The sequence below is a fragment of the Cellulomonas hominis genome (assembly GCF_005239125.1).
GTDB lineage: Bacteria > Actinomycetota > Actinomycetes > Actinomycetales > Cellulomonadaceae > Cellulomonas > Cellulomonas hominis_A.
Genome location: NZ_SZYE01000023.1, coordinates 21,634 through 32,283 on the forward strand (window position 1 = coordinate 21,634; position 10,650 = coordinate 32,283).

A 10,650-nucleotide genomic window follows, 5' to 3' on the forward strand; every position below is an offset into this window, starting at 1 on the left:
TCCCCGCACCCGCCTACGCTGCACCGCATGGCCACCGTCCTGCTCGTCCGCCACGGCCGCACCACCGCGAACGCCGACGGCGTGCTGGCCGGCCGCACCCCCGGCGTCCTGCTGGACGCCGTCGGGCACGAGCAGGCCACCCGCACCGCCGAGCGCCTCGCCGTCGTGCCGCTGGTCGCCGTCGTCACCAGCCCGCTCGAGCGGTGCCGCGAGACGACCGACGCCCTCCTGGCCCGGCAGGCGCACGCCCCGGCCGTCCGGGTCGAGGACCGGCTGACCGAGTGCGACTACGGCGCGTGGCAGGGGCGCCCGCTGCGGGAGCTCGCCGGCGAGGCCCTGTGGCGCACGGTGCAGGGCCAGCCGTCCGCGGCGGTGTTCCCCGGCGGGGAGTCGCTCGCGGCGATGCAGGCCCGCGCGGTGGCCGCCGTGCGGGAGCAGGACGCGGCGGTCGAGGCCGAGCACGGTCCGGGCGCGGTGTGGGCGGCGGTCACGCACGGCGACCTGGTGAAGGCGGTGCTCGCCGACGCGCTGGGGATGCACCTGGACCTGTTCCAGCGGCTGCACGCCGGCCCGGCCTCGGTGTCGGTCGTGCGGTACGGGCCGGCGCGCCCCGAGGTCGTCGCCACCAACACCGAGGCGGGCGACCTGTCCTGGCTGCGCGCCGCGGCGCCCGCGGGCGACGCGGCGGTCGGCGGCGGCGCGGGCGCGGCCGAGGCCGCACGCGACGGTGTCGGTCCGCGCTCCTAGCATGGGGTCATGGCCACCCTCCTCCACCTGCACGACTGGCCCGACCGCGCGGTCATCGGCACCGTCGGCCGGCCCGGGGCCCGCACCTTCTACCTCCAGGCGCGCACCGGGCGCCGGCTGACCTCGGTCGCCATGGAGAAGGAGTGGGCGTCGACCCTCGCCGAGAAGATCGACGAGCTCCTCGACCAGCTCATGACCACCGACGGCAACCCGTACAGCGTGCCCGCCGCGGCGTTCCCGGAGCTCGTCGACGCCGACCCGGTCGAGCAGCCCGTCGAGGAGGACTTCCGCCTCGGCCAGATGCGCCTGCACTTCGACAAGGCGACCGGGCAGATCGTCGTCGAGGCGTTCCCGCTCGTGCTCGTCGACTCCGAGGAGGAGGCCGAACGGCTCGCCGCGGAGGACCCGGAGCCCGAGGAGGCGATGGTCCTGCGGATGCCCGTCGGCTCGGCCCGGGCGTTCGCCGAGCGGGCGCGCCGGGTCGTCGCGCAGGGGCGCCCCACCTGCCCGCGGTGCGGCGAGCCCATGGATCCCGACGGCCACGTCTGCGGCGCGGCCGGCCCGCGCTGACCGGCCCGGACCGGCGCAGCCACTCGGCGCGGGTGATGCCGCCGCTCCCCGCCCCTCCCTAGCGTCGGTCCCGGCAGCGGGCCCACCGGGCCCGATCGGCCCGGAGCGGGAGGGAACCGCGATGAGCGAGCGTCGCAGCGGCCTGGCGGTCGGCATGACCGTCTTCGCCGGCACCATCATGATCATGATCGGCGTCATGCACGTCTTCCAGGGCATCGTCGCCCTGGTCAACGACACCTTCTACGTCGCCGGCGAGGAGTGGGTCCTCCAGCTCGACGTCACCTCGTGGGGCTGGGTGCACCTGATCCTCGGGGCGGTGGTCGTACTCGCCGGGTTCTTCGTGTTCCGCGGCGCGGTCTGGGCCCGGACGGTCGGCGTGATCATGGCCGTCCTGAGCGGCCTCGCGTCCTTCGCCTGGTTGCCGTACTACCCGGTGTGGGCGCTGGTCGTGATCGCGCTGGACGTGTTCGTGATCTGGTCCCTGACCGTGCACGGGCGCGAGATCGCCGAGCCGGTGTGACGGGCGCGGGCGGCCTCGGGTCCGGCGCGCGGGCCCGGGCCGGCGCCCGCTCCTAGCATGGGCGCATGCCCGTGACGCCGCCCGACCTCGAGTCCGGCCCGCTCGAGGTCCTCGGCCGGATCACGGTGGCGTCCAACGCGACCTTCCTCGCGGAGGTCGGGGGCGCGCGGGTCGTCTACAAGCCGGTCGCGGGCGAGAAGCCGCTGTGGGACTTCCCCGACGGCACGCTCGCGAACCGCGAGGTGGCGGCGTACCTGGTGTCGGAGACGACGGGCTGGGGCGTGGTCCCGCGCACCTGGCTCCGCGACGGCCCGCTGGGCCCCGGGATGGTGCAGCTCTGGCAGGAGCCCGACGCCGCCCAGGACCCCGTCGACGTGGTGCCCTCGGACGCGGTGCCCGACGGGGTGCGCACCGTGCTGGAGGGCGGGGACGGCGAGGGCCGGCCCGTCACGCTCGTCCACGAGGACACCCCCGCGCTGCGCCGGATGGCGGTGCTCGACGTGCTGCTGAACAACGCCGACCGCAAGGGCGGGCACGTGCTGCCGCTGCCCGACGGCCGGCGGCTCGGCGTCGACCACGGGGTGACGTTCCACGTCGAGCCCCGGCTGCGCACGGTGCTGTGGGGCTGGCTGGGCGACGACCTGTCACCGGACGAGGTCGCGGGGGTCGAGCGGGTGCGCGCGTCGCTCGGCGCCGACCTCGGGCGGCTGCTCGGGGCGCTGCTCGACCCCACCGAGGTGGCGGCGCTCGCGGCGCGGTGCGAGCGCCTGCTGGCAGCGCCCCGGTTCCCCGGGCCGGAGGGCGAGATGCCCGCGGTGCCCTGGCCGCTGTTCTGACGCCCGCGCGGCCGTCCCGCGCCGCCTGTCAGGCCGGCACGAGCAGCGTGGCGCGCAGCCGGTCCAGGTCGTCCGCGCCGACCCCCACCGACGCGAGGTAGCCCGCGACCCCGCCCCGCTCGCGGTCGAGCCACTGCAGCTCGTCCCGGAGCACGGCGGCCGGGCTGCTGCCGATCATCGCCCGCAACCGCGCGTCGGGCCGCACGCCCATCAGGCGCAGCCGCCGGACCATGCGGTCGGTCCACTCCCCCGCGAGGTGCCCCTCGCTCGCGGCGTAGTCCGCGACCACCTCGTCCCGGTCGGCGCCGAGGACGAGGAGCACGAGGGCGATCACGATCCCCGTGCGGTCCTTGCCGGCGGTGCAGTGCACGACCACCGGCCCGGGCGACCCCGCGACGGCGCGCACCGCGGCCCGGATCTCCGGCCCGTGCCCGACCAGGATCTCCCGGTAGACGTCCCGCAGCTCCCAGCCGCCCAGGAAGCTCGCCGCGGACCCGCCGAGCATCGGGACGCGCACCACCTCGACGTCCGCACCCGGCCGGTCCCGGCCACCGAGCCGGCGGTCGCGGTCCGAGCGCAGGTCCACGACCCGCCGGACCCCGAGCCCCGTCAGCGCGGCGCGCCCCTCGCGGCCGAGCCGGGACAGCGCGTCGGAGCGGAACAGGTACCCCGGGCGGAGCCGGTACCCCCCAACCACGGCCGCGCCGACCTCGCGGAAGTTCGCGGTCCCCGGGACCCGGACGCCGATCTCGCTCATGGTCGACCAGTACACGGGCCGTGGGGCGCTGGGTGGTGCGCCCGCCGCGCCTGCGTGGGTACCGGCCCGCGCCGGGCGTCGCTCAGCCGCGGGCGAGCGTCACGTCCAGCCAGCCCACGACCCGGTCCAGGTACCGGGTGCGGGCGGGCAGCGGGGACAGCGCGAGGTCGTGCGCCCCGCCCGGCACCTCCTCGAACGTGACGTCCCGGCCCAGCCGCGGCGCGAGCCGGCGCATGTCCGCCGGGTCGAGCACCGAGTCGGTGGTGAGCAGCCCGTCGTGCCAGCGGTCGTCCGGGCCCGCCGCGTCCGAGGCGAGCACCAGCACCGGCACGTCGATGTCCAGGCCGCGGGCGACCTCGGCCTGCCCGCGCTTGATCGCGCGGACGAACCCCGCCCGCGCCGGGAACCCCGCGTAGGGCTTCCAGGCCAGGTCGTAGGACCACTCGCCGCCGCCGTCCGCGTGCAGCGCGCGGCCGTAGTGCTCACCGACGTGCGACACCACCAGGCGCGGGGCGACCCGGCCGACGACGTGCTCGACGGCCCACGCGAGAACCGTCCGCTCGACGAACGAGCCGCGGACGTCCAACCACGGCGAGTTGAGCACCACCGCGTCGACCAGCCCCCGGCCCCGCCGGTGCTGCGCCCACAGCGCCGCGATCAGCCCGCCGGTCGAGTGCCCGAGCAGGACCACCCGGTCGTGCCGGTCCCGGACCAGGCGGACCGCGGCGTCGATCTCCTCGGCGTAGACCGCCAGCGACCGGGTGTCGTTCGGCTCCCGGCCGGGGCGGATCGACCGGCCGTAGTCCCGCAGGTCCAGGGCGTACAGGTCGTAGCCGCGGTCCGCGAGCGCGTCGGCGACGTGCGTCTGGAAGAAGTAGTCGACGAACCCGTGCACGTACAGCACGGCGGGCCGGGCCCTGTCGGCCCCCGCGTCGCCCCGGTGCACCAGGGTCGCGACCGCGTCCCCCTGGGCGTCCGGGCGCAGGTGCAGCGTGCGCTGCACCCAGTCGCCGCCGAGCACGTCCTGAACCGCGTCGTCCACCCGCATGGCGGCGATCCTGCCACCCGCGCCCGCCCCCGGGGAGGTCCCCGCGCGGCCCCGGCGCCGGGACCCGCACCGGCCGCCCGGAGCGTCGCCGCTGCTCCGGGTGGCGGCGACCGGGGCCGTGCCGCACGGTGGAGGCGTGGAAGCCGGCCGTCGACCGGGCCCGCGCCGGGGCCCGGGGACCACCCGATCGGGGCGCCCGGGCATCTTTGTGGGGCCGCGTGCGTTGGCGCTACTGTCGGCGCTGTCGGGTGCCGACCACCAGGGAGAGGGGACCGGGCATGCGCCTCGCGCCGAGCACCGCGTCCACCTCGCCGCGCCCCGCCCCCGCGCGCACGCGCACCGCGTCCGCCGCGCCCCGCTGTCGCTGTCTGTAGAGCGCTGGCCGCACCGCCGCACGCCGGCGGCAGCCCGACCCGGGCCCGGCCCGGGCCAGCGCTCGCCCTCGACCCACGGCCGCGCGCGCCGGCGCCGCGACCGTCGCACCCCCCGACACCTCGACCCCAGGACGGACTGACATGGCACGCATCTACGACGACGCGACGCAGCTCATCGGCAACACCCCGCTGGTGCGGATCAACAAGCTGACGGAGGGCGTCGGCGCGACGATCGTCGGCAAGCTCGAGTTCTACAACCCCGCCAGCTCCGTGAAGGACCGGATCGGCGTCGCGATCGTCGACGCCGCGGAGCGCTCCGGGGAGCTGCAGCCGGGCGGCACCATCGTCGAGGCCACCTCCGGCAACACCGGCATCGCGCTCGCGTTCGTCGGCGCGGCCCGCGGCTACGACGTCGTGCTGACCATGCCCGAGTCCATGTCGAAGGAGCGCCGCGCGCTGCTGCGCGCCTACGGCGCCGAGCTCATCCTCACCCCCGCCTCCGAGGGCATGAAGGGCGCCGTCAACCGCGCGAACGAGATCGTCGCGGAGCGCCCGGGCGCCGTCCTGGCCCGCCAGTTCGCGAACGAGGCCAACCCGGAGATCCACCGCCGCACCACCGCCGAGGAGATCTGGGCCGACACCGACGGCGAGGTCGACATCCTGGTCGCCGGCATCGGCACCGGCGGCACCATCACCGGTGTCGGCCAGGTGCTCAAGGAGCGCAAGCCGGGCGTGCAGGTCGTCGGCGTCGAGCCGGCCGAGTCGCCGATCCTCAACGGCGGGGCGCCCGGCCCGCACAAGATCCAGGGCATCGGGGCGAACTTCGTCCCGGAGATCCTCGACACCACCGTCTACGACGAGATCATCGACGTGGACGCGGACACCGCCGTCACCGTCGCGCGCCGGGCCGCGAAGGAGGAGGGCCTGCTCGTCGGCATCTCCTCCGGCGCCGCGCTGCACGCCGCGATCGAGCTCGGCAAGCGGCCCGAGAACGCCGGGAAGCTGATCGTCGTGATCATCCCGTCGTTCGGCGAGCGGTACCTCTCGTCCATCCTGTACGCCGACCTCCTGGACTGATCGCCATGACCTCGACCACGCGACCGCCGCTCACGGGCGGCACCTCCCGGCCCGGTGGCCGCGGGGTGCCGACCCCGGCGCGCGCGTCCTCCGCCGAGCGCACGGCGACCGGGGCCACCGGCGCCGGCGAGCACTGGCGCAGCCTGCGCCGGTTCGCCCGCACGCTGCGCGAGGACCTGGAGGCGGCGCAGCGCCGGGACCCGGCCGCGCGGTCGCGGGTCGAGGTCGCCCTGGCGTACCCCGGCCTGCACGCGGTGTGGGTGCACCGGGTGGCGCACCGGATGTGGCGGGAGCCGGCGCTGCGGCTGCCGGCCCGGCTGCTGTCCCAGGCGTCCCGGGCCGTCACCGGGGTGGAGATCCACCCGGGGGCGACCATCGGGCGCCGGCTGTTCATCGACCACGGCATGGGCGTCGTCGTCGGGGAGACGGCCGTGGTCGGCGACGACGTCGTGCTGTTCCACGGAGCCACGCTCGGCGGCAAGACGATGCGGCGCGGCAAGCGGCACCCGACGGTCGGCAACGACGTCGTGGTCGGCGCGGGCGCCAAGGTGCTCGGGCCGGTGTGGATCGGCGACGGCGCGCAGATCGGCGCGAACGCGGTGGTCCTCAAGGACGTGCCCGCGGGCGCGGTGGCGGTCGGCGTCCCGGCGACCATCCGCCAGAAGCCGCGCTCCGCTCCCCCGGAGCCGGAGATCGACGACCCCGCGATCTACATCTGACCGGCACGGCGTCCGCGCCGCCCACGGTCTGCGGCCCCGCCACCTGCGATCGCAGGGTGCGGGGCCGCAGAACCGTAGGGCGGCGCGGGCGGACGGGCGGCGCGGGCGGACGGGCGGCGCGGGCGGTCAGGCGGTCGGGGAGCTGCCGTCCCAGGCGCGGGGCGTGATCTCGGGGCGGCTGGTCCACTCCTCGCCGAGCATCGGCGAGGAGATCAGCATGTCCGCCGTCGCGACGTTGGCCGCCATGGGGACGTTCCACACCGCGGCGATCCGCAGCAGCGCCTTGACGTCGGGGTCGTGCGGCTGCGGCTCCAGCGGGTCCCAGAAGAACACCAGCATGTCGATGGTGCCCTCGGCGATCTTGGCGCCGATCTGCTGGTCGCCGCCGACCGGGCCGGACAGCAGCCGCGTCACGGGCAGCCCGAGCTCGAACTCCAGCATGGTGCCCGTCGTGCCCGTCGCGTACAGGTGGTGCCGGGACAGGGTGCCGCGGTTGAACTCCGCCCAGCGGAGCAGCTCGACCTTCTTGTTGTCGTGGGCGACCAGGGCGATGTGGTGGGCGGCGCCGGGCATGGGCGGGGTCCTTCCGTGGAACGGTGCATCGGTGGGCGGGCAGCGGCGACGGCGGAGCGCCCGGGGCCACACCCTAGGGCCCGAGGATGTCGGACCGGTGCGTGCGCCCCGTGCGCGGACCGGACGGGCCACGGACCTGTCCACCCGGACCCGGCCGCCACCCACCCAGGCACCCGCCCCGCGCCACTCAGCCGCGTCCTGAGTGGTGCGCGTGGCGCCTAGCGTCGCTGCCGTGACCCCGCCGCCCGTCCCCGCGCCCGCGCACGCCGCCGCGCCCTCCCGGGCCCGCGCCCGCCGGGCTCCCGCCGTGTCGGCCGTCGGGGTCCTCGGCGAGCTGCTGCTGACCCTCGGCGTGCTGCTGGCGCTGTTCCTGGTCTGGCAGCTGTGGTGGACGACGGTCACGGCCCGGCAGGACGCCGACGCCGTGCTGGCCGAGGTGCGCGCCGCCCTGCCGGCAGCCGCGGCCACGACCGCCGAGCTCCGCACCGACGACCCACCGGTCCCCGAGCCGGTCGGGCACGGCGAGGTCGTCGGCGTGCTCACGGTCCCCCGGTGGGAGGGGCTGACCCGCAACGCCATGCCGGTCGTCGAGGGCACCACCCCGGACCTGCTCGACCGCGCCATGGCCGGCCGGTACACCGAGACGCAGCAGGTCGGCGAGGTGGGCAACGTCGCGCTCGCCGGGCACCGGCGCACCTGGGGCGACTCGTTCCGGCACGTCGACAGGCTCGTCCCCGGCGACCCCGTCGTGATCGAGACCGCCAGCACCTGGTACGTCTACGAGGTCACGTCCCACGAGATCGTCGAGCCGACGGAGTCGTCCGTGCTGGCGCCGGTCCCGCGGCAGCCCGGGGTCGCCCCGACCGAGCGGCTGCTCACGCTCACCACCTGCCACTCGCGCACCCTCGGCGAGTACGGCAACGACCAGCGGTGGATCACGTACGCGACCTTCGTCGGCTGGCTGGACCGCGCCGAGGGCACGCCCGAGGCGATCCTCGCGATGGGAGGCGTCTGATGTACGCGTGGCTGTTCCGGCGCCTGCCGGGCCCGCTGCCGGTGCGGCTGCTGCTCGCGCTCGCGCTGCTGGCCGCGGTCCTCGTCGCGCTGTTCGGCTGGGGGTTCCCCGCCCTGGCGCCGCACCTGACCTGGCTGACCGGGGACCCGGCGCTCGGCTGACCGGCGGCGACGCAGCGGCGCGGTGTCCTCGCGCCGCGCCCGGTCGCACGGCAGCATGGGCCGCGGCCGCGCTCACCGGCGAGCGCGCGACCACGAGGAGGCGGCATGCGGCTCGGCTACCACACCGGCTACTGGTCGGCGGGTCCCCCGCCCGGGGCGGCCGAGGCGGTGCTCGCGGCCGACCGGCTCGGGCTGGACTCGGTGTGGACCGCGGAGGCGTACGGCTCGGACGCGTTCACCCCGCTCGCCTGGTGGGGAGCCTCGACCTCGCGGGTCCGGCTCGGCACCGCGGTGGCCCAGGTCGCCGCCCGCACCCCGACCGCCACGGCGATGGCCGCGCTCACCCTCGACCACCTGTCGGGCGGGCGGTTCACGCTCGGGCTCGGGGTGTCCGGGCCGCAGGTCGTCGAGGGCTGGTACGGGCAGCCGTACCCGCGGCCGCTGGCCCGGACCCGGGAGTTCGTCGCGATCGTCCGGGACGTGCTGCGCCGCGAGGGACCGGTCCGCGCGTCCGGGCCGTTCTACCGGCTGCCGCTGCCCGAGGAGGAGGGCTCGGGGCTCGGCAAGGCGCTCCGCTCGACGGTGCACCCGCTGCGCGCCGACCTGCCGATCCACCTCGCCGCGGAGGGACCCCGGAACATCGCGCTCGCCGCCGAGATCGGCGACGGCTGGCTGCCGCTGTTCTACGCGCCGCGACTCGACGACGAGTTCCGCGGCCTGCTCGCCGAGGGCTTCGACCGCCGGCTCGCCGGCACCCGGCCCGTCGAGGACTTCGAGGTCACGGCGACCGTGCCCGTCGTGCTCGGCCCGGACGTCGAGACCGCCGCCGACGCGGTCCGCCCGTTCGTCGCGCTCTACGCCGGCGGCATGGGCGCGAAGGGCGCGAACTTCCACGCGAACGCCCTGGCCCGGCTCGGCTACGCGGACGCGTGCACGGAGATCCAGGCGCACTACCTCGCGGGCGACCGCGCGCGGGCGGCGGCGGCCGTGCCGACGGAGCTGGTGCGGGACGTGGCGCTGGTGGGCACGCCCGACGACGTCCGGGAGCAGGCCACGGCGTGGCGGGGCACGGCGGTGACGACGCTGCTCGTGCAGGCGGCCCCGGAGCAGCTGGAGCAGATCGCGGCACTGCTGGCCTGAGCCGCCCCGGCCAGGGGGGCGCGGGGCGACGGGCGTGCGCGGGGCGCGGTGGGGTGCTGCCGGCGGGGGCGGCGCAACGCGACGGACACACGGCGCGGCTAGCGTCCGGCGCGTGACCCGGCCCGAGACCCCGCACCCGCGCGAGCCCGCCACCGCGACGCCCCGGGCCGCCGCGCCGCACGACGGCGGGACGCACGACCGCGCGCCCCGGGACGGGGGGACGCACCTCGCCGCCGGGGTGGTCACCGCGCTCGTCGGCTTCACCAGCGCGTTCGCCGTCGTGCTCGGCGGGCTGCGGGCCGTCGGCGCCACCCCCGCCCAGGCCGCCTCCGGCCTGCTCGCGGTCACCCTCGCCATGGGCGCAGCGACCATCCTGCTCGCCTGGCGCACCCGGCTGCCGATCACCGTCGCCTGGTCGACGCCGGGTGCCGCGCTGCTCGCCACGACCGGGGCGGCGGCGGGCGGCTGGCCCGAGGCGGTGGCCGGGTTCGTGCTGTGCGGGGTGCTGCTGGCGGCGGTCGGGCTGTGGCGGCGGCTCGAGCGCTGGGTGCGGCTGATCCCGGTGGCGCTGGCGAACGCGATGCTCGCCGGCGTCCTGGTCGACCTGTGCCTGCAGCCGGTGCTCGCCGTGGCCGAGCGGCCGCTGCTCGTCGGGCCGGTCGTCCTGCTCTGGCTGGTGCTGCTGCGGCTGGCCCCGCGCTGGGCGACGCCGGCGGCGATCGGGCTCGCGGTGGCGATCGCCGTCGGGTCGGGGGTGCGTGCCCTCGACCCGGCCGACCTGCTGCCCACCCTGACCTGGACGACACCGGAGCCGTCGTGGTCGGCGGTCGTGTCGGTGGCCGTGCCGCTGTTCGTCGTGACGATGGCCTCGCAGAACGTCCCGGGCGTCGCGGTCCTCGCGGGGTTCGGCTACACCGCTCCCCTGCGGCGGATCATGCTCGTCACCGGCGCCGGGACCGTGCTCGCGGCGCCGTGGGGCGGCCACGCGATCAACCTCGCCGCGATCAGCGCGGCGCTCGCCGCCGGCCCCGAGGGCGGGCCGGACCCGCGGCGGCGCTGGCGGGCGGCCGTCGTCGCGGGCTGCGGGTACGTGGTGCTGGCGGTGGCGTCGGC

At 76.9% G+C, this 10,650-nt stretch carries 13 protein-coding genes; 10 read left to right on the forward strand and 3 right to left on the reverse strand.

What is annotated here, in order from left to right:
• Positions 1 to 27 precede the first annotated feature (27 nt).
• The 4 genes from FA014_RS05140 (at position 28) to FA014_RS05155 (ending at position 2,673) form a co-directional block, all read left to right on the forward strand.
• Positions 28 to 747, forward strand: a complete 720-nt coding sequence (locus FA014_RS05140) for an MSMEG_4193 family putative phosphomutase (protein WP_154728627.1) — start codon at positions 28 to 30, stop codon at positions 745 to 747.
• Between the two features lie 9 nt (positions 748 to 756).
• Entirely contained in the window at positions 757 to 1,317 is a 561-nt protein-coding gene (locus FA014_RS05145; protein WP_154728628.1) for a DUF3090 domain-containing protein, read from the forward strand.
• Positions 1,318 to 1,438: 121 nt separating this feature from the next.
• Complete coding sequence (locus FA014_RS05150) at positions 1,439 to 1,837, forward strand: DUF7144 family membrane protein (protein ID WP_154728629.1); 399 nt, start codon at positions 1,439 to 1,441, stop codon at positions 1,835 to 1,837.
• A 71-nt stretch (positions 1,838 to 1,908) separates the two neighbouring features.
• Positions 1,909 to 2,673, forward strand: coding sequence for an SCO1664 family protein (locus FA014_RS05155; RefSeq protein WP_419178368.1), 765 nt, complete (start codon positions 1,909 to 1,911; stop codon positions 2,671 to 2,673).
• Positions 2,674 to 2,701: 28 nt separating this feature from the next.
• Here FA014_RS05155 and FA014_RS05160 read toward each other — a convergent pair whose 3' ends face one another.
• A complete protein-coding gene (locus tag FA014_RS05160; protein WP_154728631.1) occupies positions 2,702 to 3,430 on the reverse strand; it encodes a tyrosine-protein phosphatase in 729 nt (242 codons plus the stop codon).
• Between the two features lie 82 nt (positions 3,431 to 3,512).
• A complete protein-coding gene (locus FA014_RS05165) occupies positions 3,513 to 4,478 on the reverse strand; it encodes an alpha/beta hydrolase (protein WP_154728632.1) in 966 nt (321 codons plus the stop codon).
• 515 nt (positions 4,479 to 4,993) lie between these two features.
• Between FA014_RS05165 and cysK the strand changes: the two genes are divergently transcribed.
• Positions 4,994 to 5,929: a cysteine synthase A gene (cysK, locus tag FA014_RS05170; protein ID WP_154728633.1), complete on the forward strand. Its 936-nt coding sequence runs from the start codon at positions 4,994 to 4,996 to the stop codon at positions 5,927 to 5,929.
• 5 nt (positions 5,930 to 5,934) lie between these two features.
• Positions 5,935 to 6,648, forward strand: coding sequence for a serine O-acetyltransferase EpsC (gene epsC / locus FA014_RS05175; RefSeq protein ID WP_154728634.1), 714 nt, complete (start codon positions 5,935 to 5,937; stop codon positions 6,646 to 6,648).
• A gap of 126 nt (positions 6,649 to 6,774) precedes the next feature.
• On the opposite strand, the gene FA014_RS05180 is transcribed toward epsC, so the two are convergent.
• Entirely contained in the window at positions 6,775 to 7,221 is a 447-nt protein-coding gene (locus FA014_RS05180; protein ID WP_154728635.1) for a methylglyoxal synthase, read from the reverse strand.
• A 232-nt stretch (positions 7,222 to 7,453) separates the two neighbouring features.
• Here FA014_RS05180 and FA014_RS05185 point away from each other — a divergent pair, with 232 nt between their 5' ends.
• The 4 genes from FA014_RS05185 to FA014_RS05195 form a co-directional block, all read left to right on the forward strand.
• The gene (locus tag FA014_RS05185) at positions 7,454 to 8,236 is read left to right on the forward strand and encodes a class E sortase (protein WP_154728636.1); all 783 of its coding nucleotides are present in this window, start codon (positions 7,454 to 7,456) and stop codon (positions 8,234 to 8,236) included.
• Positions 8,236 to 8,397, forward strand: a complete 162-nt coding sequence (locus tag FA014_RS19875) for a hypothetical protein (protein WP_195969171.1) — start codon at positions 8,236 to 8,238, stop codon at positions 8,395 to 8,397. Before FA014_RS05185 ends, FA014_RS19875 begins: the two co-directional genes overlap by 1 nt.
• Before the next feature lie 105 nt (positions 8,398 to 8,502).
• A complete protein-coding gene (locus FA014_RS05190) occupies positions 8,503 to 9,537 on the forward strand; it encodes an LLM class F420-dependent oxidoreductase (RefSeq protein WP_154728637.1) in 1,035 nt (344 codons plus the stop codon).
• Positions 9,538 to 9,649: 112 nt separating this feature from the next.
• Positions 9,650 to 10,650: benzoate/H(+) symporter BenE family transporter (locus tag FA014_RS05195; protein ID WP_154728638.1), on the forward strand; the 1,001-nt coding region annotated here is incomplete at its 3' end.

Coding starts and splice junctions, on each gene's coding strand:
- FA014_RS05140 (WP_154728627.1), top strand. CDS start 28: ATGGCCACCGTCCTGCTCGTCCGCCACGGCCGCACCACCGCGAACGCC.
- FA014_RS05145 (WP_154728628.1), top strand. CDS start 757: ATGGCCACCCTCCTCCACCTGCACGACTGGCCCGACCGCGCGGTCATC.
- FA014_RS05150 (WP_154728629.1), top strand. CDS start 1,439: ATGAGCGAGCGTCGCAGCGGCCTGGCGGTCGGCATGACCGTCTTCGCC.
- FA014_RS05160 (WP_154728631.1), bottom strand. CDS start 3,430: ATGAGCGAGATCGGCGTCCGGGTCCCGGGGACCGCGAACTTCCGCGAG.
- FA014_RS05165 (WP_154728632.1), bottom strand. CDS start 4,478: ATGCGGGTGGACGACGCGGTTCAGGACGTGCTCGGCGGCGACTGGGTG.
- cysK (WP_154728633.1), top strand. CDS start 4,994: ATGGCACGCATCTACGACGACGCGACGCAGCTCATCGGCAACACCCCG.
- epsC (WP_154728634.1), top strand. CDS start 5,935: ATGACCTCGACCACGCGACCGCCGCTCACGGGCGGCACCTCCCGGCCC.
- FA014_RS05180 (WP_154728635.1), bottom strand. CDS start 7,221: ATGCCCGGCGCCGCCCACCACATCGCCCTGGTCGCCCACGACAACAAG.
- FA014_RS19875 (WP_195969171.1), top strand. CDS start 8,236: ATGTACGCGTGGCTGTTCCGGCGCCTGCCGGGCCCGCTGCCGGTGCGG.
- FA014_RS05190 (WP_154728637.1), top strand. CDS start 8,503: ATGCGGCTCGGCTACCACACCGGCTACTGGTCGGCGGGTCCCCCGCCC.